Annotated in this window: 17 protein-coding genes and 2 pseudogenes; 4 read left to right on the top strand and 15 right to left on the bottom strand. The window is 72.2% G+C overall.

The window, feature by feature from the left end; translation table 11 throughout:
• Window positions 1–17 precede the first annotated feature (17 nt).
• The 8 genes from IPG72_01810 to IPG72_01775 form a co-directional block, all read right to left on the bottom strand.
• Window positions 18–794: an SCO family protein gene (locus IPG72_01810; protein MBK6767771.1), complete on the bottom strand. Its 777-nt coding sequence runs from the start codon at window positions 792–794 to the stop codon at window positions 18–20.
• Between the two features lie 29 nt (window positions 795–823).
• Entirely contained in the window at window positions 824–1,078 is a 255-nt protein-coding gene (locus IPG72_01805) for a hypothetical protein (protein ID MBK6767770.1), read from the bottom strand.
• A gap of 160 nt (window positions 1,079–1,238) precedes the next feature.
• Window positions 1,239–1,943 (bottom strand): Crp/Fnr family transcriptional regulator, encoded by a 705-nt coding sequence (locus IPG72_01800; protein ID MBK6767769.1) that lies wholly within the window; start codon window positions 1,941–1,943, stop codon window positions 1,239–1,241.
• A gap of 147 nt (window positions 1,944–2,090) precedes the next feature.
• Window positions 2,091–4,709, bottom strand: coding sequence for a ComEC/Rec2 family competence protein (locus tag IPG72_01795; GenBank protein ID MBK6767768.1), 2,619 nt, complete (start codon window positions 4,707–4,709; stop codon window positions 2,091–2,093).
• A gap of 121 nt (window positions 4,710–4,830) precedes the next feature.
• Window positions 4,831–7,686, bottom strand: a complete 2,856-nt coding sequence (locus IPG72_01790) for a glycosyltransferase family 39 protein (protein ID MBK6767767.1) — start codon at window positions 7,684–7,686, stop codon at window positions 4,831–4,833.
• 152 nt (window positions 7,687–7,838) lie between these two features.
• Complete coding sequence (locus IPG72_01785) at window positions 7,839–10,205, bottom strand: hypothetical protein (GenBank protein ID MBK6767766.1); 2,367 nt, start codon at window positions 10,203–10,205, stop codon at window positions 7,839–7,841.
• 25 nt (window positions 10,206–10,230) lie between these two features.
• Entirely contained in the window at window positions 10,231–11,274 is a 1,044-nt protein-coding gene (locus tag IPG72_01780; protein MBK6767765.1) for a glycosyltransferase family 2 protein, read from the bottom strand.
• Between the two features lie 36 nt (window positions 11,275–11,310).
• Complete coding sequence (locus IPG72_01775) at window positions 11,311–12,288, bottom strand: NAD-dependent epimerase/dehydratase family protein (GenBank protein MBK6767764.1); 978 nt, start codon at window positions 12,286–12,288, stop codon at window positions 11,311–11,313.
• Between the two features lie 245 nt (window positions 12,289–12,533).
• Here IPG72_01775 and IPG72_01770 point away from each other — a divergent pair, with 245 nt between their 5' ends.
• Window positions 12,534–13,637 carry a peptidase C45 gene (locus tag IPG72_01770; protein MBK6767763.1) on the top strand — a complete coding sequence of 368 codons (1,104 nt, stop codon included), beginning with the start codon at window positions 12,534–12,536 and terminating at the stop codon, window positions 13,635–13,637.
• Between the two features lie 32 nt (window positions 13,638–13,669).
• Here IPG72_01770 and IPG72_01765 read toward each other — a convergent pair whose 3' ends face one another.
• Complete coding sequence (locus IPG72_01765; GenBank protein ID MBK6767762.1) at window positions 13,670–13,864, bottom strand: DUF2892 domain-containing protein; 195 nt, start codon at window positions 13,862–13,864, stop codon at window positions 13,670–13,672.
• 279 nt (window positions 13,865–14,143) lie between these two features.
• Here IPG72_01765 and IPG72_01760 point away from each other — a divergent pair, with 279 nt between their 5' ends.
• The gene (locus tag IPG72_01760) at window positions 14,144–15,466 is read left to right on the top strand and encodes an MFS transporter (protein ID MBK6767761.1); all 1,323 of its coding nucleotides are present in this window, start codon (window positions 14,144–14,146) and stop codon (window positions 15,464–15,466) included.
• A 9-nt stretch (window positions 15,467–15,475) separates the two neighbouring features.
• Here the strand turns inward: IPG72_01760 and IPG72_01755 are convergent, their stop codons facing one another.
• The 6 genes and pseudogenes from IPG72_01755 to IPG72_01730 all read right to left on the bottom strand — a co-directional run bounded on the left by IPG72_01755 (window position 15,476) and on the right by IPG72_01730 (window position 22,316).
• The gene (locus tag IPG72_01755; GenBank protein MBK6767760.1) at window positions 15,476–16,162 is read right to left on the bottom strand and encodes a uracil-DNA glycosylase; all 687 of its coding nucleotides are present in this window, start codon (window positions 16,160–16,162) and stop codon (window positions 15,476–15,478) included.
• 229 nt (window positions 16,163–16,391) lie between these two features.
• A complete protein-coding gene (locus tag IPG72_01750; protein ID MBK6767759.1) occupies window positions 16,392–18,521 on the bottom strand; it encodes a hypothetical protein in 2,130 nt (709 codons plus the stop codon).
• Window positions 18,521–18,766, bottom strand: a pseudogene (locus IPG72_01745) (ring-cleaving dioxygenase). The gene IPG72_01750 and the pseudogene IPG72_01745 overlap by 1 nt, the downstream one beginning before the upstream one ends.
• Window positions 18,767–18,957: 191 nt before the next feature.
• Window positions 18,958–20,190 (bottom strand): HEAT repeat domain-containing protein, encoded by a 1,233-nt coding sequence (locus IPG72_01740; protein MBK6767758.1) that lies wholly within the window; start codon window positions 20,188–20,190, stop codon window positions 18,958–18,960.
• 263 nt (window positions 20,191–20,453) lie between these two features.
• A pseudogene (locus IPG72_01735) lies at window positions 20,454–21,501 on the bottom strand (ring-cleaving dioxygenase).
• 206 nt (window positions 21,502–21,707) lie between these two features.
• Window positions 21,708–22,316 (bottom strand): Uma2 family endonuclease, encoded by a 609-nt coding sequence (locus IPG72_01730; protein ID MBK6767757.1) that lies wholly within the window; start codon window positions 22,314–22,316, stop codon window positions 21,708–21,710.
• Between the two features lie 123 nt (window positions 22,317–22,439).
• Here IPG72_01730 and IPG72_01725 point away from each other — a divergent pair, with 123 nt between their 5' ends.
• A complete protein-coding gene (locus tag IPG72_01725; protein ID MBK6767756.1) occupies window positions 22,440–23,588 on the top strand; it encodes a hypothetical protein in 1,149 nt (382 codons plus the stop codon).
• Window positions 23,589–23,665: 77 nt separating this feature from the next.
• Window positions 23,666–24,799, top strand: coding sequence for a hypothetical protein (locus IPG72_01720; protein MBK6767755.1), 1,134 nt, complete (start codon window positions 23,666–23,668; stop codon window positions 24,797–24,799).
• Window positions 24,800–25,261: the final 462 nt, after the last annotated feature.

Raw genomic sequence — 25,261 nt, 5'->3', positions numbered from 1 at the left:
ACATCGACGAGACGACGCTAGCGCCGCTCGCCGATGAGAATGGACATGTCGTGGGCCACGTCGGCGGGCGTGTACGGACCGCTGTAGCTGACCCGCATCTGGCCGGCGGCATCGATCAGCCAGACCCGGCTCGAGTGCATCGTCGGGTCGATCGACGGCGCGTCGGCCTGGGCGGCGCCGTCGTCGTGCGCCGCGCCGTCGTCGTGCGCCGCCGCCTCGTCGTGTCCATCCGCCGACTCCCCGGGCAGTGCGCCGAACAGCGACCCGACCGTCCGGACTTCGTTCACGCTGCCGGTCAGCCCGACGAAGCGCGGATCGTACGCGCCGACGTAGCGCGCCATCACGTCGGGCGTGTCGTGCTCGGGGTCGGTCGTCACGAGGACCACCCGCACGGCGTCGCCGTCGGGGCCGAGCTCGGCGACCGCCGCCTGCAGCCGGCTCAACGTCTGCGGACAGACGTCGGGGCAGCGCGTGTAGCCGAAGAACAGGGCGACGACGGAGCCGCGCGCATCGTCGAGCGACCACGGCCGGCCGGTGCCGTCCGTGAGCGTGAAGCCGGGCGCCGGACGCTCCGGCTCGACCGCGAAGCCCGCCCAGCCGTCCGTTGCCGGCGCGATCGACGCGGCCGGATCGGTGGCGCCGACGGCCGGGTCGGCCGTGCGCGCCGGTGCCCACCACGCCACCAAGCCCAGCACGACGACGCCGAGCACCGCGATCCACAGGGGCGCAAGGCTGAGCGGCGCGGCGCCCGGCGGTCGATCGTCACGGGGCAACTCTTCGGCGTTAGCATGCATGGGAAATCCTTCTCCAGGTGCGGCTGACGTCATGGATCGGCCTCGCTGCCGACATGTGCCGGGTCTTCGTCCGCCTCGTCGCCCGTCGTGGCGACGGCGTCGACGAGGGTTGCCAACGGGATGTGATACGCGCTGGCGACATCTGCCAGGGTACAGAAGCGATCGAGCGGGCAGCCGACGCATGCGGTGCGCAAGCGGATGAAGGCCATGGCGCGATCGGGCATCCGCGCCAGCACCTTCGCCACCGTCCACCCTGCCAGGCCATCGACCGGCTCCTCGTTCACGCCGACCCCCACCCCAAGCGGCGCGCCCACCTCGGACGCAGGCACAGCCTACGCCCGGCGCCGTTGGGCGACGTTGCGCTATCGCAATTTGGCGGAGGGGTTGCCGCAAGGGTGCGGAACCCGGCGATTCTGCAAGGGTGGTGTACCAGGCACCCGGCGATCAGCGCGCGGGCGGCAGGTCCTCGGCAATGGCCACGAGGCTGTGGGGCTGGCGGATGACGATCCGCTTGCGACCGGCATCGATGATCCCGGCTTCGTGCCAGCCGGCGAGGATGCGGCTGACGGTGTAGACGGTTGTGCCCGTCATCTCCGCCACGTCCTGGCGCGTCAGCGGCAGGTCGATACGGACGCCGTCGCTCTGGCGTGTGCCGCTCTGGGTCGTCAGGCGGATGAGCGTGCGGGCAATCCGGCGCTCGACGCGCTCCGTGGAGAGCTCGCGGTTGCGCGCCTGGAACTCGTGGACCCGCCGCGCGACGAGGCCGAGGCTGCGCATCGACAGCTCGGGATGGCGGGCCATCAGCGCCTTGTAGGTCGGGCCATCCCAGCCGTAGCCGACGGCCGGATCCATCGCCTCGGCCGTCAGCGGGTAGACGTTGCCGGCCAGCACGGCGACCAGGCCGAAGCCCTCGCCGGGCATGATGAAGCTGACGACGACCTGCTGGCCATCGGGCGTGACCTGGACCAATCGCACGCGCCCGTCGACGAGGACGAAGAAGCGCTCCGCCGGCTCGGCCTGCCGGAAGAACACCTCACCGGCCTCGAGGCGGCGCTCGATTGCGGCGGCGGCGATGTCGTCCATCGCGGCGGCATCGAGGCCGGCAAAGAGGTCGAAGGCCGCCAGCCGTTCGGGCATCGGACGGGACATCGAATCGTACCCCCTGGCGCTCGAGCGTGGGATTATACCGTTGTCGTCGCTCCCAAACTGTCGCCGCCCGAGGACTGTCGCCGCCCCCAGACCGTCACCGCTGCCACACCGCCACCGCACCCGCTGCTGGCACCGCACCCGATACCGTCACCGCACCCAAACGCCCTCCCCATCCGTGAACACGTCGACCGCGCCGTCGACGTCCGTCCGGCGCACCACTGTGCCCCCCAGCCGCCCGAGCACGCCCTCGTCCGGGTGCCCGAAGCGGTTGTCGGCGCCGACGCTGATCACGGCCAGTCGCGGCGCGACGGCAGCCAGGAAGGCAGCGGTCGACGACGTGGCACTGCCGTGGTGGGCGACCTTGAGGACGTCGCCGCGCAGTGCGTCGCGCGACCGCATCAGCGCCCGCTCGACGGCCTCTTCGATGTCGCCCGTCAACACGATGCTTCGCCGCCCATGGCGCAGCACGAGCACGACCGAGCGATCGTTCGTCGGCACCTCGTCCACGCCGAGCGCCCGCTCGACGTCGCCCGCCGGCGGCCACCGCACGTCGGCCGCCACGCCCGTCGCACCGTCCAGCACGAGCCGCATGCCCGCGGTGGCGGTGTGCACGACCGCGCCCTCCGCCCCGACCGCCGCGTCCCACGCCTGTCCGTCCGGCGTCGCGTGCTCGGCTTCGGGCTGGACGATGTGGCCCACCCGGTACCGCCGCAACACCGCCGGCAGCCCGCCCAGATGGTCGGCGTCCGGGTGGGTCAGCACGACGACGTCGAGTCGGCGATCCCACGGCGCGAATCGCCGGCCAAGCCCATCGAGCACCGCGCTCGGGCTCGGCCCGCCGTCGACGAGCATCCGCCGGCCGTTCGGCGCGACGACGAGGATCGCGTCGCCTTGGCCGACGTCGAGGGCCGTGACGTGCAGCAGGCCGTCGGGCTGGGTGAGCACGGCACGCCACGCCAGGACGGCGGCGCCACCGGCCAGGACGAAGACAGGCCAGCCGATGCGCCGCAGGAACCGACGGGTGCCGCTGCGACCCGCCGGGGCGTCGACCGCGCCGCGCGACGAACGGGCACGCCATCGTGCGAGCCCGTCGCAAACGCCACGCGCAACCCGCCGCACCTCGCCCGGCATCGCCGCGACGGCCAGCGCGAGGGAGTAGCCGACGACAAGCGTGAGCGGCGGCCGCCACGCCAGCGCCGCGCCCGGCAACGCGGCACACGCCTCGACGACGCGGACCGTCCAAGCCAGCGGCAGCCAGGCCACCGCACCCACAAGGCGACCAAGTCCGGGCGACACGAGGCCGGCGGCGATCGTCGCGCCGCCGGCGGCCATCACGGCGGGCTGCGCCGGGACGATCAGGACGTTGGCCACGAGTCCGACGGCGCCGAGCTGGCCGGTGTGCCAGGCGATGAGCGGCCACGTCGTGAGCTGCGCCGCCAGCGTGACGAGGACGGACTCGTTCAGGAGCGCCATGATCCGCCCCGTCGGGCGGAACGAAGGGTCGCCGTTACGAAGTTCGGCCGGTGCGCCCTCGACGTATGCGCCGCGGCCCCCCTCGCCCCCGGCCCGCGCCTCGACGCGCGACCCGACCCAGCGGCCCAACCGCCCGGCGAACGCGACGAGGCCCGCCGTGGCCGCGAACGACAGCTGGAACCCGAGGTCGCCGATGATCGCCGGCCGCCACGCCGTCATCAGTGCGCCGGACAGCGCCAGCGCCGTGACGGCCTCGGCCCGTCGATCGCTCGCCAGCGCCAGGACGACGAGCCCGCCCATGATCGCGGCCCGCACGACCGCCGGATCGGCACCGACGAGGACGGTGTAGGCGGCGACGACGGCGATCGTCGCGACGGTTGCCCAGCCCCGCCGTCGCCACCGCCCCAGCCACACCCGGAGGGCCGCGACGAGCAGCGCGATGTTCGACCCCGAGATCGCGATCACGTGCGTTGTGTTCGTCCGCCGGAACGCATCGGCCACCCGCCGCGGGATCCCGTCGTCGTCGCCGAGGAGGATGCCGGTGGCCAGCGAGGCCTCGGGTTCGGGCAGGGAGTGCGCCACGACGCGCTGCGCCCGCACCTTGATGGCGATCAGCACCCGCGGGACGATGTAGCCGCCCCGGCGCCCGTCGACCCGCTCCACGTGCGCGCGCCGGACGATCGCATGAATGCCCTTGCGCGCCAGAAACGTCCGGTAGTCGAATCCCGGCAGCACGGGCGGCGGAACGACATCGCCGCGCACGCGCACGCGGTCGCCGTACGCATAGACGGGGTAGCGCGCCGCCTGTGCCAGGAGCAAGCCGTGTCCGGGCAGCAGCGGTCCACCGTCGTCCCGTGACTCCGCCACCCGCTCGACCGCCACGACGTAGTGCACGCCGCCGTCCCGCCGCTCAGGCTCCGCCGCCACGATCCCCTCGACGCTCCGCGCGCCCCGATCCCGCCAATGGGCGATGTCCCCCGGATCGAAGCGCGGCCGCGCCAGCCAGACCCGACCGGCCCCGGCCAGCACGATCGCGACCGCCATCGCCCCGACGCGAATCGCCCGCACCCGCCGGCCGGCGCCGAGCGCGACGAGGACCGCCAGCACGACGAGCGCGCCGCCGATGCGCACATCCGGCGGGCGCTCCGTCGGCGGCCAGAGCACGTCGGCGGCAGCGATGCCGATGAGCCAGAGGGTGCACGTACGGGCGAGCCACATCGGCAGGCAGGATACCGCCGCGGCGCCCGGCGCGGGAGGGCGAAACGGACACGTTGGCGACAGCTCGGGCGCCACGCGCCGGTCAGCTCCGGCCCGCTGGTGTGTTCATATCTCCGCTGAACCGTGGTGCGCCGGTTCCGCGTGGCGCGGGGGGGGCTGAAGGGGCTCTCCCCGCGCCTTGCCCATCACTCGACCATCACTCGATGCGGATGCTCCCGAGCCGCACCAGGCCGGGCGCGACATCGGCCGTCTCGCCCCCCGTGCGCGGCAGCCGATCGGCGGTCAGCGGGTGGTAGAGCGCAGCGGCCAGCGTGTAGGCGCCCGCCACCAGGTCCGGCGGGAGCTGGATCACGTGACGGTCGACGACGATCTCGTCCGGCAGCCAGCCGGTCGTCGGCCGATGATCCTCCGCCGGCTCCGCGTCATGCTGTGCGACCGGCACGCCTTCGGCGTTCAACAGCTGAACCGTCACCTTGTACGGCACGGACGACGGGCTGCGCGCGCGCCAGCCCAGCACCACCGTCAGCCCCGTGCCGACCGTCGCCGTCGCGGGCACGGACGCCGCGATCAGCGTGCCGACGTCGCCCAGCCGCGCGTCGAGGACGATCGGCAGCCGCGGACGGATCGCCTCGACATCGAAGATGGCGCCCGAGACGTCCCGCGCCACGACCTCGACTTCGCCCACCTCGACGCGCACGCCCCCTTCTTCCAGGCCGGCTGGCCAGGCGGCGTAGGCGCGGTAACGGCCGGCCCCGGCGTTCGCGAACACCGGGACGCGGAACGTGCGTCGGATGGTGAGGCCGGCGGGCCAAAGGGCGACATCGCTGGCGGCGACATCCGCGGCCAGGGTGACGCGGCTGTCGCCGGCGATCGCGCCCGTCGCCGGGTCGGTCAGCGTCAGCACGATCGATGGCGGCCTTCCCGCCTCCCGCAACCGGAACGCCAGCGGCAACGGGAACACCGTCCCGGCCTGAACCGTGCCCGTCGGCATCTCGCCGACCCCCACCAGCGCCAGCCCGGCTGCCGTCCATCCGGCCGCCGTGGATGCGGCGCCGGTTGATTCGACACCCGCGACCGGCGGCGACATGCCGAGCGCCCGTGCCGCCGCGGCATCGGAGCGCGCCCGCCAGCCCGACACGACGATCGGCTGGCCGAGCACCACCGCCCCGCCGATCGGCCGCCCGTCGCCGGCCGTCGCCCCGAGCTGCACCGGCCGCCCCTCGTCCCGTCGATAGAGCCCGAGCAGCACCCGATACGTCCCGGGCGGAACTCCTTGCGGCAACGCGACGGCAACCCGCATCGCCGTCCACTCGTCCGGCGCCCAGCGATCCGTTGAGCGCTCGGTGCCCGACGCCTTCAGGAGCGCATCGACCGGTGCGATCGGCTCGTTGCCCGCCGCGTCGATCAGCCGAACCGTCACGGACAGCGGGTCCGACATCGCCCCCACCGCACGCCACACCGTCTTCACCTCAAAGCCATCGCCCGCCGTCGCCCCCGACCGATCCGCCCCCCCAGCGACGAGCACCGGACCGCCATCGAACGCCGCTACGGCACCGGGCTCCCGCCCGCGCGGCAGATGGAGCCGATACCTCTGCGGCCCGCGCTCGATCCCACCGACATCGTGCCACCCCGCTTTGATCCACGCCTGAAACGCCGCGCGGTCATCGCCCGACAGATAGCTCAGGTGGCTGTATGGGCTGCCGGTCTCGAGCGCCAGGAGCGCCGGCTCCTTGCCGGATCGCTGCAGATCGTCCGCGATCCGGCGCCACGTGATCTGACCGCTCGACACCGCACCCGTGGACAGCGAGGCCGCGGCGTACGTCGTCGGGCGCTGGGCATAGAAGTTCAACTCCGAGTAGTCCGACAGGACGACGTCGTCCGGACCGCTCAACGCCGCCAGCACGTCCGCCAGCCGCACCGTGCCGTCCTCTTCACGGGCGGCCGTGTAGTCCCGATCGAACAGGTACCAGCCCAGCGCCAAGCCCACCGTCAACGCGACCGCGACCCCCTTCAGCAGCCCGCCTTCAGCGGAGCGGTCGACCTCGAGCCGCCGCGCCGCGAGGAACATGCGTCGCACGCCCACCGCAAACAGGACGGCCAGCGCCGGCGCCAGGTAGACCAGGTGCCGCGGGTAGCGGTCGCGGGCCAGCGCGAAGAACGCCAGCGCCGACGCCAGCTGCCACGCGAAGATCGCCGTCTCGCGCCCCGGCCGGCGGACCGCGTCCCAGGCCACGGCCAGCGCGACGGCCAGCGCCAGCGCCCGCCCGCCGTCGCGGATGTAGAGCGCGAACAACCCGAAGCCCTCGCCAATCACTTGACCCAGCGGCTTCGACGCCCCCTGCCGCAGGTGGTGGCCGATCGTCGCCTCGACCATCGTCCCGATCCCGCCGCTGTAGACGCCGATCGCCGCCAGCCCCGCCACCGTCACGACGACGGCCGCCAGCACGGCCGCCAGCCCGTCGCCGACGATCGATCCGAGCGGCCGTCGGCGCCGCCGCCCGTCCACCACCAACCACAACAACAGCCCGCCGAGCGGCCAAGGCCCGAACAGCTTGGCCAACGTCGCCACGCCGAACAGCGCCCCGCTGACCACGAGCCATACCCGCACCGGCGGGTCCTCGCGTCCGGGCCGCGGCACGACGGCTCGGGCGAAGGCCGCCACCGCCAGCGCCTGCGCGGCCAGCATGAACGGTTCGGGCCGATACACCCGGCCGACGGCGAACACGTCCGGCTGCAGGAGCATCGCGACGAGGGCGACGGCCGCCACCGCTGGCCCGAACAACCGCCGCGCCGTCGCCCACGTGGCGATGCCGGCGGTCATCGTCAGGCCGACGGCCAGCAGGCGGGCGGCGTGCACGCTGGCGCCGGCGACGCCCATCAGCCAGCCGCCCGGCAGCAGGAAGACCGGCAGCTGCGGCGTCAGGAAGTCGCGGTACGGCCGCTCGCCCAGCGACATCCGCCACGCCGCATACAGGTAGCTCCCCTCGTCGTCGCTGATGAGCCAGCCAACGAGATTGCGGCGGTAGAACGCGACGAGCGCGACGAACGCCACGATCGCCGCGATGTCCCAGGCGTGCGCGCGGACGAGCGCGACGCCGCCGCGCGCCGACGCCGCCGATCGCGCCGCGCGCGCGTTCAGCGCGGCAGCACGCTCGGCGTGGTGCGTCGGTGGGGCGGCGACGTGGCCCTCGGCCGGCAGCGGTGTCAGTCCGCCGGCACGTCGGGGATCTGCCGCCGGGCGAGCGTCAGGCGCGTCGTGACGACGACGTGTTGGCCGTCGGGCGCAAGCGTCACCCGTGAGACGGTCTTCGGGCCGTCCGCTGCGAGCGTCCAGTTCAGGCCCCGGTCCGTCGACCAGCCGACGCCGCGCGCGGAGGCCACGGCGACGATGCCGAACTCGATGCGGGTCAGGACGATCGAGTCGAGGCCGCCGATCACCTGCCCGGAGAACGTGTTCACCCCTTGCCACGTCCCGCCGTCGTCGATCGACCGGATCAGCCCGTTGCTCGTGCCGACGAAGACGCGCACCGGCTCGGCCGAGCTGGCCGAGAGGAGGGCGAGGCTGAAGACGCCGCGGTCGAGCAAGAGGTTGTCGTCGATCTGCGCCCAACTCCCGCCGCCGTCCGTCGAGCGGTAGAGGCCGAGGTGGTTCGGCAGCAGCCGCCCGACGGCGTCCGTGCCGGCCCAGATCGTCCGATCCTGGGCGTAGCGCGGCGAGAACGCGACGGCGCGCCATGGGAACGTGTCGCGGGCCGCGGTCGCGTTCCAGGTGGCGCCGCCGTCCGTCGAGAGCCAGCCGTCGACGAGCACGGTGCGGTCGTTGGCGAAGTCGGGCGACACGGCCAGCGTGCGGGCCGGTGCCGGGCCGGCGGTGCGCTGCCAGGCGGTGCCGCCATCGCGGCTGACCCAGACGCCGCTGGCCGTCGTGGCGAAGACCGTCCGGTCGCTGTCGAACGCGGGCGACGGCTCGATCGCCTGAATCCTCTCGCCCTCGCCGCGCGGCAACGCGCCGTCGAGGCGGGACCACGTTGCGCCGCCGTCGGACGAGCGATAGAGGCCGGCCGCTTCCGTGCCGGCCAGGAGCAGCTGGCCGTCGCCCGACAGGAACGTCACGCACGTCGGGCCGCCGTTCGGCAGCGCGTCGTACGGGCGCTGCCACGAGCTCCCGTCGTCCGTCGAGCGCCAGACACCGCTGCCGTCGGTGGCCAGGTAGACCTCGCGCTGCACCGGCACGGTGGGCACGGCCAGGTAGGTCGGGGTCGGCAGCGGCTGGCCGGGGATCGGCGTCGGCACGCGCAGCGGTGACATCCACATGATCGGCAGGAAGGAATTGTGGACCATCGACGGGTCCTTGCGCGGGGGGATGATGTCCTTGACGGGCAGCGGCACGAACGCCCGCGCGAACGCGCCGCGCGTCCCGACGAGGCCGGGATCATCCGTCGCGATCGTCCGCCACGTGCCGCCTCCGTCCGTCGAGACGGCGCCGACGATGCCCACCCCGGCGCCGGTGACGAGGAGGAGCGGGTCGGCCGGGAAGCCGGGCGAGGCCGCCAGGTGGTGCACGGTCTCGATGGCTGCCGGCACCGGCAGCTTGCGCCACGTCGCGGCGTCGTCATCGCTCTGCCAGACGCCGCTCTCGTTCCAGGCGAACATCGCGCGCACGATCGGGTCGCCCTTGCGCCGCATGTCGTCGCCCCACTCGGCGGGCAACAGGATTCCCTGGTGGCGCAACTCGCCGCCCTCGGGTCCGAAGCGCGGGCCCGCGGAAGGGCCGGCGGCCGGCCCGACCCTCAACTCCCAGCTCCGCCCGTCATCCGTCGTGCGGTAGATGCCGCGGTCCGTGCCGAGGAACGCCGTCTTGTCGAACGCGACGACCGGCGAATAGGCCAGAGCGGCGCTGAAGTGCGGCTGCTCGAGGTCGACGACGATGGCGGCCCAGCTGCTGCCCGAGTCCTCGGTGCGATAGAGCTGACCGTCCTCGATCGTGATCGCGTACGCCTCAGGCTCGTTCAGGAAATCGGGCGAGGCGGCCAGGAAGCGGACCGGATCGTCGTCGCCGCCGATCGACAGCTCGGACCAGTCGTTGCCGTCGTTCATGCTGCGGTAGCCCTTGCCGCCGCGCGTGGCCACGAAGAACCGGCCGTCGGGCGCCGACACGATGTTGCCGGCATCGGGGACGCCGGTCCGGCCGGTGCGCCAAGCGGTGGCGTCGAGGCTGAGGAAGACATCGTTGCCGGTGGCCACGAGGTGCTGCTGCCAGCCGGCGTCGGGCGCGTCGAGCGGGCTCGCGGCCAGGTCGTACACCGGACCGCCGCCCAGTGATGCTTCGGCCCAGACCGTCGCCGTCGGCGTGCGCGACGGGGTGGGGGTGCGGGTCGGGGTGTGCGTCGAGGTCGGGGTGCGCGTGCGCGTCGGGGTGCGGGTGAGCGTCGGCGTGCGCGTCAGCGTCGGGGTGCGCGTCGGGGTGGCCGTGCGGCGCGGCTGGGCGTGGGCCGCGGGGGCGGGCGCGGCGACGGCCGCAAGGGCGACGGCGAGGGAAAGCGCGGCGGCGGCGCGGAACAGGATGCGCATTCGGTCACTCCCGTGGGTTCGAGGGTCAGCCGCGCAACGGTGCGGCGGGTGTCGGATCGCCCGCCGCGTCGAGGACACGGCGGACGGTGTAGATCGGCTTGTCCTGGGCCTCGTGGTACGAGCGGACGACGAGCTCACCCAAGAATCCCATCGACAGGAAGTTCACGCCGAGGATGACGAGCAGGACGGCGAGCAACAGCAGCGGCCGATCGCCGATGTTCTGATCGTACACGAGCTTGACGACCGTCAGATAGAGGCCGACGAGCACGCCGAGCAAGCCGGAGACGATGCCGATGCCGCCGAAGATGTGGATGGGCCGCGTGCCGAAGTTGCGCAAGAAGTAGAGCGTCAGCAGATCCAACAGGACCCGCGGCGCGCGCTTGATCCCAAGGCCGTACTTTGAGGTCCCGTGCGCGCGCGGGTTGTCCCGCACCGGCACTTGGCCGATCGTGACACCGTACCAGCTGGCGGCGGCCGGGACGAAGCGGTGCAGGTTGCCGTACAGCTTGATGTTCTTGACGACCTCGGAGCGGTAGGCCTTGAGCGAGCACCCGGTGTCCTTCAGCCGGACGCCGGTGAGGACGCCCATGACCCAGTTGCCGAACAGGCTCGGGATCCGCCGCCGCAAGAGCGGCTCCTTGCGGTCCTGGCGCCAGCCGCTGACGATGTCGTAGCCGCCGCGCTCCATCTCGACCACGACGGCGCCGATGTCGTCCGGATCATTCTGGAGGTCGGCGTCCATCGTGACGACGATCCCGCCGCGCGCGGCGTCGAAGCCGGCCATGAACGCCGGCGTCTGGCCGAAGTTGCGGCGGAACTGGATGACGGTGAACCGTGGGTCGGCCGCGTGCACGCGCGCAAGCGCCTCGAACGAGCCGTCCGTCGAGCCGTCGTCGACGACGATGACCTCCCAGCTGCGGCCGAGGCGGTCGAGCGCCGTGGCCAGCCGCTCGGCCAGCATCGGGATCGTCTCGACCTCGTTGAAGAGCGGGATGACGATCGAGAGCGCTGGCCGCACACCGTCGGCGGTCAGCCGGACGGAGGCCTCACGGGTGTGGGTCACGGTCATCGAGCGGGTGTCCTCGGGTCTTGTTATGGGGTCTTGCTATGGGTTGCCGGCGTATTGTATCTGCCACGCCACCTGGGCCGCCATCCCATCGCGGATCCCGACGTGCGGCGCCCAGCCGAAGGTGGCGCGCGCCTTGGACGTGTCCGCCAGCGCGTGGCTCTGCTCGCCGGGGCGCGCCGGGGCGTGGACGATGCTGGCACGGCGGCCGGTCAGCGACTCGATGAGTTCGATCGCACCGATCGCCGAGATCGTCTCACCGCCGCCGATGTTGAACACGTCGCCCGTCGGGCCGTGCTCGACGGCCTTGACGGTGGCGTCGACGCAGTCGCCGACGAACGTGTTGCCGCGCGTCTGTTGACCGTCGCCGAAGACCGTGATCTCCTCTCCGCGCAGCACGCGGTCGATGAAGATGTAGTAGCCCATATCCGGCCGCTGGCGCGGCCCGTAGATGCTGAAGTAGCGCAGGATCGTCATCGGCACGTCGAAGTTGCGGTGGTAGGCCTGCACGAGGTGCTCGGCGGCCAGCTTCGTGACGCCGTACGGCGAATCCGGTGCCGGCATGCGGGCCTCACCACCGGACGATTCGCGGCCGTACACCGACGACGTGCTGACGTGGACGATTCGCCGCCCGCCGCCCACCTGCCGCATCGCCTCGAGGAGCCGCTGCGTCGCCAGGATGTTGCACCCCTGATAGGCCTCGAACGCCGTCCAGGATTGGAGGAGCCCACCCATCGCCGCCAGGTGGACGACGCACTCCACCTGCTCGACGAGCGGCCGGACGTCCATCGTCCGCAGGTCCCCTTCGACGAACGTGAAGGCAGGATGGGCGAGCGCACCGGCCAGGTTCCGTTCTTTGACGGCGCGCGGGTAGTAGTCCGTGAAGCAGTCGACGCCCAGCACCGTGTGGCCGTCCGCCAACAGGCGTTCGGCGAGGTGGGAGGCGATGAAGCCGGCTGGGCCGGTGAGGAGCAGCGAGGCCGTGGCGTTCTCCTTGGGGCGGGCGGATTCTAGCATGCGCGGTGCGGTGTCGGTCGGACAGGCGGCAGGCGCTCGGGTGATGCCGCGCGGCCGGAGTCGACGAACCTTGCCCCGCCGCCCGCCTGCCCGCATCCTTATCCGCTCCGACTTCATCCGTCCTCGATCCCCCATCCGCGCACCGAATGCGCCCCACCCCCGCCGTCCGATCGGACGCGCCCCAGCCCGCCACAGCCCGCGGCGCCCAACGCACGGCGGCGCAACGGCGGGTCCACGAGGTTCTCATGCTGCCGATCGTATCCGTCTCCGGCGACACGCACGCGCAGGGCCTGCTCCACGGCCGCGCCCTGCGCGCCGAGATCGACCACAACGTCGCCGTCTACTTCCGCCGCTTCAACGTCGAGGGCCGGATGTCGCGCCAGCGGGTCCTGGAGCGCGCGGCAACGCTCTGGGAGCGCCTCACCGCCGCGTCGCCCGAGTACGCCGCGGGCGTGCGCGGCATCGCCGAGGGCGCCGGTCACGACGTGCTGGCGATCGCCGCGCTGAACGCGCGCTACGAGCTGATGTACGCCCAGTTCACGCTCTTGGCGCTCCACGCCGAGTCGGCCGTCGACGGCTGCACGTCGTTCGCGCTCACGCCCCCGGCGACGGCCGACGGCCACACGCTCCTCGGCCAGAACTGGGACTGGATCCCGGACGTCAAGGGTGCGGTCGTCGTCGAGCGCCAGCCGGACGGGTTCGCCCGGGCGGCGTTCACCGAAGCCGGGGTGTTCGGCGGCAAGATCGGCCTGAACAGCCACGGGCTCGGTCTGGCGATCAATGGGCTGACCAGCCAGGACGACGACTGGTCGCGGCCGGCGGCACCGTTCCACGTCCGGTGCTGGCAGATCCTCGGCGAGCGCACCCTCGACGGCGCCGTGGCGCGCGTGACGAACGGACCGCGGGCGTGCAGCGGCAACTTCGTCCTCGCCCAAGCCGGCCTTGGGGCGGAGGGGGGCAGCGCCGTCGACCTCGAGGCGTCGCCCATGACGACGTGCCGGATCGCCCCGGACGCCGGCGGGCGGATCGTCCACACGAACCACTTCTTCGACCCCGAGAGTGCCGGCATCGCCGAAACGCCGAACGTCCAGCGGTTCGCGTCGCTCAACCGCTTGGACTGCCTGCGCTCGAGCCTGGCCGACCGCGCCAATATCACGGTGGACGACCTGCAGTCGATGCTGCGCGACCACACCGGCTACCCCTACTCGGTCTGCCGCCACCCCGACCCCGACGACCCGTCCGGCGACTACCGCACCGTGACGTCGGTGATCATGGACCTCGACGCGCGGGCGATGTGGATCACGGACGGGCCGCCGTGCGAAGGGGACTATCAGTGGATCACGCTCTGATCGCCCGGCTTGCCTGCCGAACCGGCGATTCCCTACGTGTTGTCGGCAGGACAGGTCCGAATGCCGAACAGCGTGTAGACCGGGCACCTGCCCGCCAACCCCGTGAGCAGCGGTACCACGCCCACCCAGCCCCACGGGGTCTTTGGGCCGACGAACACCAGGGCGATCAGCGCAACGCCAATGACCACGCGCAATGCGCGGTCCCACGTGGCCATGTTGAGTTCCAGGAACTTCGACATCGACTCGGACCTTTCTCGGCGGCCGTTCGCTCTACAGACGAAACGACATGGGAATGGCTAGGCTCGTACACCACCACTGCAGAATCTCCGGGTTCCGCACTCTGGTGGCAACCCCGAGCGTGTCCAGTGGCGGTGTACTAAGCTTGCCGACCTCATGCTAACGCGGTTGCGTGGCCTGTCAATCGTGCAGATGGCCGGTCACAGGGCTGGCCGACTGGCCAGTGCGGCGCTTCGACGCGCCGCACGATCGCACCACCGGAGCCGCGCGTGAGCGATCCGAAGGCGCGTCGCCGGCCGTCCGAACCGCGCCAACGCTCCGGGCGCAGGCTGCCGGCATCGCTCGTCGCGCTGCGCTATCGCAACTACCGGCTGCTGTGGGTCGGCCAGCTCGTCTCGATCGCCGGCAACCTGATGCAGAGTGCGGCGGTGCTGTGGCACGTCAAGCGCTTCTACCCGGGGGCCGACCAACTGGACGCCGCCGCCGTCGCCCTCGGCCTCGTCGGCCTCGTGCGGATCGGACCGATCATCGTCTTCTCGCTCGTCGGCGGCGTCGTCGCGGACGCGATCGACCGGCGCAAGATGCTCATCATCACCCAGGCGTCGATGGGCACGGCGGCCATCGTGCTGGCCATCCTCACGTTCAACGGCCTGTCCGTCATCTGGCCGATCTACGTCCTGACCGCCATCGGCGCCGCCGCCGCCGCGTTCGACAACCCGGCGCGCAGCGCGCTGGTGCCCAGCCTCGTCCCCCCCGAACACATGGCCTCGGCCGTCAGCCTGAACACGACGATGTTCCAACTCTCGGCCGTCGCCGGGCCGGCGCTTGGCGGCCTGATCATCGCCACGCTCGGCCTGGGCTGGGTGTACGCGATCAACGCCCTGTCGTTCGGCGCCGTCATCGCCGCCGTCCTGCTCATGCGCGACATCCCGGCCGGCGCCGGCGCACAGGGCGGCGCGATCAGCCTGCACGCGGCGTGGGAGGGCCTCCAGTTCGTCTTCCGGGCGCCCCTCATCCGCGGCTCGATGCTGATGGACTTCTTCGCGACGTTCTTCGCCTCGGCCACGGCACTCCTGCCGATCTTCGCCGAGAACGTGCTCGGCGTCGGCGCCACGGGCTACGGCGTGCTCCAGGCGGCGCCGGCGGCCGGAGCGTTCGTGGCGGCGATCGTCATGGTGCCGATGATCCGCCGAATCCGCTACCGCGGCTGGGTGATGCTCGCCTCGGTCTTCGTCTACGGCGCCGCGACGGTGGCCTTCGGCTTCTCGCGCAGCTTCTGGCTGACGTTCGGCTGCCTCGTCGTCTACGGCGCGTCGGACATGGTCTCGACCGTCATCCGCAACGTCATCCGCCAGATGTCCACACCGGACCGGCTCCGCGGCCGGATGACGAGCGTGAACATGATCTTCTTCATGGGCGGCCCGCAGCTTGGCGAACTCGAGGCCGGCATCGTGGCCAGCATCTGGGGCGCCGCAGCATCCGTGATCAGCGGCGGGATCGCCTGCCTCGTCGCCACCGGCGGCGTGGCCTGGCTCACGCCGCAGCTGCGGCGATACGAGCGGGAACCGGAGGAGATCGCGGACCGCCTGTAGGGGCACCCACTACAGGCGCTTCGCCATTTCCCACACGTCGTCCAACATCCCCTCCGTCAACCGCCCCGTGAACGTGTTCTGCTGGCTGGGGTGGTAGCAGCCGATCAACCGCACCGCGCCGAGGTCGTGCTCCACGCCGTGGCCGAAAGCGGGCGCGGGACGCGGGACGGTCCAGCCGAGGCCGGGGCCGACGTCGCGGCCGACATCGAGCACCTTCTGCCACGCGAAGCCGCCGAGCGCGACGGCGACGCGGACGTTCGGCAGGAGCGGGATCTCGCGGCAGAGGAACGGCCGGCACGCGGCCCACTCGTCCGGCGTCGGCTTGTTGGCGGGCGGGGCGCACCGGACGGCGGCCGTGATCCAGGCGCCGGTGAGCGTCAGGCCGTCGTCGCGCGACGCGGCGTTCGGTTGCGAGGCGAATCCGGCGCGGTGAAGGGAGCGGTAGAGCCACTGGCCCGAGCCGTCGCCGGTGAACATGCGGCCGGTGCGGTTCGAGCCGTGGGCGCCGGGCGCGAGGCCGACGATGAGCAGCCAGGCGTCGGGGTCGCCGAAGCCGGGGACGGGGCGGCCCCAGTACGTCTGGTCCGCGTACGCGGCGCGCTTGGTGACGGCGACGTGCTCGCGCCAGGCGACGAGGCGGGGGCAGAGGCGGCAGGCGGTGATCTCGGATTCGAGGGTGGTTAGGGTAGCCCTCACCCCCCGACCCCCTCCCCCAAGTCTGGGGGAGGGGGAGGATGCTACGCGGTCGGCATCAGACAGCACCAGTGTCGCCACAGTCGTCAGGAAGGGCGCGCAAGACGATGGCCCGCACTTGTTCGAGCGCGGCGAGTCGGGTCGGCGACAGCGTGGCAGGAGCGATCATCGGCGGTGAAGATAGCATAGGGGCCGGATCCAGATCGATCGCTCGGTTGGCGGGCGCACGTCGCTACGGCCCGCCGCCGCGGAAGCTGTACCCCACCAACCCCGCATCCCGCGTCAACGCCCAAACCCGCCCCGCCCCGACGCGCAGCGCCCGCGTCTCGCCCGGCACGTCCGCCGTCCCAACGACCCTCGGCGCACCCGGCGACCGGATGTCCAGGACGACGATCCGCTTGCTCAGCGCCAGCAGCACGTGCGGCCACGCGAGCACGATCTGCCGCGCCGCGTCGTCCCCGTCATCCCAGGCGCCGACTTCGCGCAGCGCGTCCGGATCGGCGATGTCGTACACGCGGAGGCCGCCCTCGCCGGCGGCGACGAAGGCGTGGTGGCCGTGGACGGCGACGTCCAGTTGCTCGAACTCCGTGCCGAGGCGATCGGCGATCCGCGGCTTCGCCGGATCCGTGAGGTCGATCGCCTCGATGCCGCCCCAACCGCTCGCCCCCGCATCGCAATGCCACCCGTTGTCCACGCCGATCGCCACCGCGCCGTCCGCGGTGAGGGCGAGGCCGACGTAGTTCGCGTTCGGCGCCGGGCGCTCGGCCTGCGCCGGTTCGTCCGACAGCCAGCCCAGGACGGAGAGAAAGCGCGGCCGACTCGGATCGGCGGCGTCGACGACGGCGAAGGTCGGGCAGCCCCAGCCATAGATGCCCCCGGACAGGACGATGCGGTCGCCCGCCTTGGCCAGGCGGTGGCCTGCCCATCGTCCGCCCCGCCACACGTCCGTTGAGGAGAACGGGAGCCCGTGTGCGGCGGCACCGATCCGGCGAGGGGCAGCGGTGTTCGTGAGGTCGTCGACGACGAGCTGACCATCGGGCGTGTCGCCCACGCTATACGCGAACGCGCCCTCGACGAGGACATCGTCCTGCCAGTTCTCGCCGTCGGCATCGAGGAACGGGCTCGGCTTCAGCCCCAGCATCGATGTGCGCTCGACCGGACCGCCGAGTCGGCGAACGGCGGTGAACAGCACGCCGCCCGGCGCCTGGAACAGCACCGGCCAATACTGGGTGCCGAGCCCCAGCTCGCCACGCACCCGCACCGGCCGCACCGGATCGGCAAACGACCACGTCTCGAGCCCGCCATCCTCGGCCGTGCCGACCACCGCGAGGTCGCCCGCGAGCGCGATCGCGTCCCCGCAGTCCTCGCAGTGGCGGTCGCGCGGCGCAGCGGCCACGTCGAGCCGGCGCGGCGCGCGCGGGTCCGCGACGTCCCACACCGCCAGCTCGGCGCCGGATATGAACACCAGGTCCCCTTGCGCGGCCATGCCGGCGACGAAGTCGCCGCCGCCGTAATGCGCCGGGTACGGCTTGGCCACGGACCGCAACGCGCCAGGGTCGGTGACATCGAGGATCTCGACGCCGCCGTTGTCCGCCGCCACCCACAGCGTGTCGCCGACGGCCAGCAGGCGGCGCGCCTCGCCGTCCTCCGTCCCGACGGCGACGATCGCGGCCGGGTCCTTCACGGACAGCGCGACGACGCCGGTCTCGTCGACCGCGGCAAACGCGTGGTCGCCGTGCGGAACGACATCGTGCACTCGGTGGGGCGCCGTCCAGCTGCCGAGCAGCGGCAGCCCTGGACGGCCGGCATCGAGGATGCGCACGCCGCCGGCGCGATCCGCAACGTACACGCGCCCGCCGTCGACGGCCACGGTTCGCGCGTCGCCGGGTGTGTTGTGCCGATCGATGATCGTCATTTCCAGCGGTCGGGCGATGTCGAGGACGAGGACGCCCGCGCCGCCGACGGCCGCGTACAGCCGGTCGCCGTCGACGGCGAGGTCGCGCACGAGGCGCGGCAGGACGGGGCTGCGGCCGAATACGGCCACGCCGTCGTCGGCCGGATGCGCCGTGTCCCACGCGAACACGCGCGCGCCGACGCCCGCGAACGCGTACGTGCCCTTCGTCGCCATCGCCACGGTCATGCCGCCGATCTGCTCGACCAGGGTGAGCGTCGGATCGGGGACCGCATCGAGACGCGGGAGGTAGGCCGGGCGCGGCGGGGATGGGTCGGTCTGGGCGAGGTCCGACGATCGGAGCGGCTGGCGTGGCAGCCGGGCCGCGCAGGCGGTGATCGACGTGCCCGCGAACGACATCGCGATGCACATGGCGAGGGCGTTCGCACGGCGACCGCTCGCGGCGTTCATCACGAACCCTCCGGACCGTCCGGACCCTCCGGCAGCTCCAAAGGCGGCAATGCCCCTTCGATCGCCCCCCGATGCACCTCCAGCCACGGCGGCAGGATCAGCTGCTCCCCGAGGTGCGCCATGTCCTCGTCCCGCCCGAACCCCGGCCCCTCGGTCGCCAGCTCGAAGAGCGTCCCGCCCGGCTCCTTGAAGTAGATGCTCTCGAACCAGAAGCGGTCGATGACGGGCGACGGCCGCAGCCCGGCGTCCTCGGACCGTCCGCGGCCGTCACGCCGCGTCGGTCGCCGCGCCGGGCATCGCCCCGCCGGAAGTACGGACGCAGCCGCTTGGGGAGCACGAACATCATCTGGCGGTGCGGCACCGGCGCGAGCAGCTCGTCGCTCAGCCACAGCGTCCAGGCGGCCAGTCGCTTGGCGTGGCAGCTGCTCGCGGGCGCTCATGACCCTTCGGCGCTGACCGTGAATCCCTTAACCCGGACGCCCGTGCCCAGCAGCAGCCCGTCCACCGTCATCCCCGGGTTCACCACGCTCACCTGCTCAAGGAGGACCGTCTCGTGGACAAACAGCTCGGCTCTGCCCGCCGCGATACGGGCCGCCACGGCCGCCGGCCTTCCCGCCGTCAGCGCCTCGGCCTCGGCTTCCGCGTAGACTCGGGCGAGGACTTCCTGAGGAACGTCGGAGCGGCTGAGGTAGCGCGGGCGGCAGTACTCCACCTGCCGTGCAAGTTTCGGATGAAGCGCCTCGGCCTGCGGGCCGCCCTCTATGGTGACCAGCGACAGGTCGGGACCCGGCCATGGGGCCGCCGCCGCGACCGGCTGTACCTCCGCGGAGGCCTCGGCCCCGTCAGCAGCTTCGCCGACACCACCCCCGCGCTGACGCCGGAGCTCAGCCAAGCGCAGCTCACGAGTACTCGGCCTCCGCTCGCCCAAACGTTCGGCGAGCTGGCGCATCCTGGGCTCCGGAGATCCGGCGGCCTCATCGATCGCCGCCCACGCGGACGGCACGACCAACTGGCCCAGTGCGTTGAGGGCGGCGAGGCGGACTCCCTCGTCCGGGTCGGCGATCGCGGCGGCCAGGGCTTGGGCGGCGGCGTCGGCATCCGGGGAGCCCATGGAGCTGAGGGTGTCGGCGGCGTGCCGTCGCGCCTCAGGAGTGCCGCCGCCTAGTGCCGCCACCAGGGCCGGGACGGCCGCCGCGCCGAACGAGTCGAGCGCTACCGTGAGGCTGTTCTGGTGCTCGGAGTCGCCTCGGGAGAGCTGCGCGACGAGTGCGGGCACCACGCGTGGATCGAGTGTCTGCGCCGCAGCCCAGTACGCTCGCGCAGCCACGGCGTCCACCGGGTCGGCGATCAGCAGGTCCAGGTGGGCGGCATCGTCGCGGGAGCCCACCTTACTCAAGGTATGGAGGGCCTGGAGGCGGGCGAGCCAGCGCGGGCTATGGAGGGCGGCGCGGACGTGCGGGAGGGCGGCATCCGGCATGCGCAGCGCGGTCCAGGTGAGGATCTCGCGGATGTAGAAGTCGCGCTCGCGGCCGAATCGCTCCACGACCGCGGGGGCGGCCGCCTCGTGGCGCCCCTCGCCGAGGTCGAGGGCGGCGCGGAGGCGAACGTCGGGGTCGGCGTCACCGAGTAGGTCGATGAGCTCTGTCGGAGTCGTCTTGGTGCCAACCAATGCCAGCCTCCGCGCGGTCGATGAGAGGAGATTCGTCCTCACCCTATGGTGGAGGCTAACAGACCATGATGCGAAACCGGATGTCTTTGCAAGCTTACCATGGTCAGCGTCATCGACGATCGGCGCTACGAGCTGATGTTCGTCCCCGACGAGCCCGCAGACGCGACAGCGCATGCCCAGATGCAATCGTGCGGCTCCGTTCGTCGAAGGGGCGGCGACGTGTGGCGCGGGCGGCGGCGAACGGATAGCCGTTCCCACGACGCTCAGGTAGTCGACCCCTCCGGCAAGACAAGTGCCGGCAACGCCGCCTCGATCGCCCCCCGATGCACCTCCAGCCACGGCGGCAGGATCAACTGCTCCCCGAGGTGCGCCATGTCCTCGTCCCGCCCGAACCCCGGCCCCTCGGTCGCCAGCTCGAAGAGCGTGCCGCCCGGCTCCTTGAAGTAGATGCTCTCGAACCAGAAGCGGTCGATGACGGGCGACGGCCGCAGCCCGGCGTCCTCGACGATCCCCCGCAGCGCCGTCCCCTCGGCCACGTCGTCCACCCGCCACGCCACGTGATGGACACCGCCCGTGCCCCACGTCCCGCGCCGCTCCTCGGGCAGCTCGCGCACGTCGACGTACGTCCCCGAGCCGCCGCTGCCGGCGGCGTAGCGATGCCAGCTGTCCTCGACGCCCGCCGGCGCCAGCCCGAGGAGCGTCGTCAGGGCGGCGACGGTCGGACCCATGTCGCGCTCCCAGAGGCGGACGGCGTGCAGGCCGCGGATCTGGTGGGCGGTGGGCACGGCGCTCCCGTCCCACGGCACGAACGGGCGCTCGTCGTCCGTGGCGACGAGGGCGAGGTGGAGGCCGTCGGGGTCGCGGAACGGGAGGGCGGGCTCGCCGAAACGGGTCGCAAGCCCGTCGGAGCGGGCGCCGTCGCCGCCGGTCCCGTCGACCGTCGCGACACCCATCGCGCCGCCCGGCGAAGCCATCCGGCCCACCACCGGCCTCGCCGACGTCGACGCCCGCGGCCCGCAGCCGATCGCCCCAGTAGCCGAGGCTGGCCGCCGGCACCGCCAGCGCGACCTCGACCGCCAGGCCGATGCCGCGGCGCGAGCGCTCCATCGCCGGCCACGGGAAGAACGTCAGGTCCGTGCCGGGCGTGCCGGCGCCGTCGGCGTAGAAGAGATGGTAGGTGTCCGGGACGTCCTGGTTCACGGAGCGCTTCACGAGGCGCATCCCGAGGAGGCCGGCGTAGAAGTCGACGTTCGTCTGCGGGTCGCCGGCGATGCACGTGATGTGGTGGAGGCCGTGGACGGTGGGGGGCATGGGCTTGCTCCGTTCCTTGAATCGTTGGGTGGCTGCGCATCGAGGCTGCGAAGGGTCGCGCACACATCCCACCTGTGAATCGGCCGACTCGCCCAGGCGATCGAGATGATTCACCTGGGGGATTCCGACAACTCACCCGGACGACTCGTGGGATCCCCGGCAACGACGACCACACGCACACCGACGTGGCGCGGCCACTCTGCCGCTCAGCCCCTAGGCTCGCCGTTCAAGCCCGTCGAGCGGTCCTCCTCGAACGTCACGCGGGCGTACACGTCGCCGAGTGCTAACGTCACGCCGATGGCGACAAGTTCAATTGCGGCGTCGAGGCCGTTGGCGTCGGTGTACGTCCAGACATCTCCGGAACGCGCATATGCCTCGATGAGCGGCTTGTCCTGGCTGACGAGGACGTATTGCTGGAGCGACGGTATCTGGCGGTAGCGGGACCACTTTACGCCGCGATCGTGCGCTTCCGTGGACGGTGACAGCACTTCGAAGAGGACCGTGGGGTTGGTGAGGTTGTCAAACCCGTCGGGCGCGAGCTGGGCCTCGCCACACACCACGATGAGGTCCGGGTAGGTGTAGAAGCGCGCGTCAACGCGGACCCGCAGGTCGCTGTCGAACACCTCGCAGTCGCTGCCGGCCAACTGCCTGCCGATGGCCATCGCCAGGTCCGTCTTGATGCGCGAATGCTGGATGCTGCCACCGCTCATCGCAACGACCACACCGTCGATGTACGCGTGCTTGTACTCAGCCAGTACTTCCTGCGCGAGGTATTCCTCGGCCGTCACGAGGGTCACGGTCTGTGGCAGTGCCATGATCGGATCGTCCTCCTCTCGGACCTACGGCCGTCCACCGTTTGTCAGGACTCGTCCCCGGTCCTGCACCCGTCGAATCATACTCGCCAGCGGCGGCGGCGCGTATCGGGTTATGATTCGCCCGTGATCCCCTCATTCCTCGCCTGGATCCTCCTCGTCACCCTCGCCGGCGCCGTCCTCGCCGACGCCTGGCTGCCGTGGCGCGACCGCACGGACGCCCTCGAGCGTCTCGTCCTCACGCTCGGCCTCGGCTACGCGTGGAGCGTCGTCGCGGGCCTGGCGCTGAACGCGACGCCGTGGGGCGTGCGCGGGGCGACGTTCGTCGGCGCCACGCTCCTCCTCGCCGTCGTCGTGGCCGGCGCCCAACGGTGGCGCGGCGGGCAGGCATGCGGCCGCCCCCGCCCCCTCGACCGCCGCATCTGGCTGGCCGTCGCTGCCGTCATCGCATTCGCCGCCCTCTTCCGCCTCCCGAACCTCGGCTGGTCGGAGTTCCAGGGCGATGAGGCCCTCGTCCTCCACAAGGCCGCGGCCACGATCGACGGCCGGCACGACGCGATCTACGTCCACAAGAAGGGGCCGGCGGAGATCCTGATCACCGCCGAGGTCTACGCCGTGCAGCGCCGCATCGACGAGGGCACGGCGCGCCTGCCGTTCGCGGTGGCGATGCTCGCGGGGTTGGCGGCGCTGATCGTCGTCGGTCGCGGGTTGTTCGGGGCGCGCGTCGGGCTCATGGCGGCGGTGATCCTGTCGCTCAACGGCTTCTTCATCGCGTTTGGGCGGGTGGTGCAGTATCAGGCGCTGGTGTTTCTGTTCGGGACGTTGGCGGTGTGGTGTGCGTGGCGGTATCGGTGGGCGGGGTGCGTCGACGTCCTCCCCCGGCAGGCCCCTCCCCGACCCCTCCCCAAGTTGGGGAGGGGGGAGGAAGGGCAACCAGAAGCCCTGGCTCACAATGGTCCTCCCCCCGCCAAGCTTCCTCCTCCCCCAGACTTGGGGGGAGGGGGTGGGGGTGGGGGCCTTAGGCCGTCAGACGACGCCCCCGCTGGCTCCTCCTCACCGCCCTCTTCCTCGCCTGCGGCCTCCTGTCCCACTACGACGCCGCCCTCGTCGCCCCCGCCATCGCCTATCTCGTCGTCGCCCGCTGGCGCGCCGTCCCCGGCAGCCTGCGCCGCGAACGCCTGGCTGTCGCCGCCGGCTTCGCGCTCGGCACGGCGCTGCTGGCCGCGTTCTACGTCCCGCTCGTCCGCCACCCGTACTTCCAGTCCACGACGCTGAAGTATCTCGTCGAGGTCCGTCTCGGCGGGGGCGGCGGCGAGGGCGGCGGGGCGCCGTACAACGCGCTGCCGAAGTGGATGGGCCTCGCCAACTTCTACAGCAGCGCCTACTACCTGGTCGCCCTCGACCTCCTCGTGGCCGCCGCCGTCACGGCGCGCCTCGTCCGCCGCTGGCCCCGCGCCGGCTGGGCCGCCGCCGCGTTCGGCGTGCTGGCGATCCCCGCCCTCGTCCTGCGCCCGGAGTGGTTCGCGCTCATGGACGACATCGAAGGCCGGAGCTGGGCCGTCCTCGTGATTGGCGTCGCCTTGGCCCTGGTGGTCCTCGCCGCTCCGCGCGACCCCGCCTGGACCACCACCGCCCTCTGGCTGGCCGCACCGGTCCTCTTCTACGCCACGCTCGTGGAGGCGCCGCGGACGCACTTCCACGTCGTGTTCCCGGCGCTGAGCCTGATCGCAGCCCTGACGATCGCCGCGCTGTGGAATCGCATCAACCCCTCCCCCAGCATTGGGGGAGGGGTCGGCGAGCGCAGCACGCCGGGGGCGGGGGCCGTAGGCCGCTGGGCACCCCCCGTCGCCGCCGCTCTCGCCGTCGTCGCCGCCTACAGCGCGTTCTACAGCTGGATGGTCTTCGTCCAACACGACGTGGCCTACAAGCGCGGCTACCCGGACGTGAAGGTGGCGGGGGCGTGGTATCCGTTCGCGGAGCTGCCGGGAAGCGGGTGGTTCGGGTTTCCGTATCGGGCGGGGTGGAAGGCGATCGGTTCGGTCGACGCGGATATCACCGGCGATTACGACTCGAACGAGGAGCCGGCAGTGACGGCGTGGTATACGCGGGGCAAGCCCCGCTGCGGCGAGGCTCCCGCGCTGGCTGTTCGTCGCGGACGACGTCCAGGATCGCCAGCCCGTTCTCGACCCGATGCCGGCGAAGCCGGATGCGCGCCGAGCGCCGCCACTCTCGGACACCGAGATCGCTTCGGCCTGGCACCTACGAAGGTCGGCGCGGTCGCCGGCTCCGGCACCCGTGGGGGATCGCCCGTCTTGGCGCGGTCGGCGAACCCTCCGCACCGCATGCCCGCCAGGCGAATGGTTTGTTCGCACCGGCGTTTGAGAGGTCTACCACGCTGCGTTCGCGCGAAGTTCGACCGCGAGCTTACCGGGCCCGCGTTACGATGCCGGCTTGCCGCTCGACGATCCGCTGCGCATCGTCGATGAGCGGCGCGATGACCTGTTCGGGCAGCCAGCCCGGACTGCTGGCACTGCGCGGATGGCGGCTCGACGCGGCGTCGGCCGCGATGACACGGTCGGCGGAGCACAGGCCACCGGCGCATGGCCAGGCGAACGCCTCGTCCTCACCCTAGTCTGGTCCGCCCTCGGGCCGTCCATCCCGTCCAACGCCCAGGTCTTCGTCCACCTCGAGCGCGAGGGCGAGCGCACCATCGGCCAGGCGGATGGCCCACTGCACCCGCCGGCCGAGACGGTCTGCGGCGCGCCGCGACGCTGGCGTCCCTCGCGGTCGGTGAGTCCGTGCTGGACCGGCGGGTCATCGATATCGCTTCGGACGCACCGCCCGGCGAGTACGATCTGCTCGTGGGGATCTACGATTACGAGTCCGGAGAGCGCATGCCGGTGACCGGCGGCCCGCCGCGGCCAGAACCGCGTGCGCTTGACGACGAT

Origin of the sequence: Candidatus Avedoeria danica, from assembly GCA_016703025.1 — a bacterium.
GTDB lineage: Bacteria > Chloroflexota > Anaerolineae > Epilineales > Epilineaceae > Avedoeria > Avedoeria danica.
This window is presented reverse-complemented; position numbering and strand designations above follow the sequence as displayed.

Bases quoted from the DNA above. Each gene is read 5' to 3' on its own strand.
- IPG72_01810 (MBK6767771.1), bottom strand. From the start codon at position 794: ATGCATGCTAACGCCGAAGAGTTGCCCCGTGACGATCGACCGCCGGGC.
- IPG72_01800 (MBK6767769.1), bottom strand. From the start codon at position 1,943: ATGTCCCGTCCGATGCCCGAACGGCTGGCGGCCTTCGACCTCTTTGCC.
- IPG72_01785 (MBK6767766.1), bottom strand. From the start codon at position 10,205: ATGCGCATCCTGTTCCGCGCCGCCGCCGCGCTTTCCCTCGCCGTCGCC.
- IPG72_01780 (MBK6767765.1), bottom strand. From the start codon at position 11,274: ATGACCGTGACCCACACCCGTGAGGCCTCCGTCCGGCTGACCGCCGAC.
- IPG72_01775 (MBK6767764.1), bottom strand. From the start codon at position 12,288: ATGCTAGAATCCGCCCGCCCCAAGGAGAACGCCACGGCCTCGCTGCTC.
- IPG72_01770 (MBK6767763.1), top strand. From the start codon at position 12,534: ATGCTGCCGATCGTATCCGTCTCCGGCGACACGCACGCGCAGGGCCTG.
- IPG72_01750 (MBK6767759.1), bottom strand. From the start codon at position 18,521: ATGAACGCCGCGAGCGGTCGCCGTGCGAACGCCCTCGCCATGTGCATC.
- IPG72_01730 (MBK6767757.1), bottom strand. From the start codon at position 22,316: ATGGCACTGCCACAGACCGTGACCCTCGTGACGGCCGAGGAATACCTC.
- IPG72_01720 (MBK6767755.1), top strand. From the start codon at position 23,666: ATGGGCCTCGCCAACTTCTACAGCAGCGCCTACTACCTGGTCGCCCTC.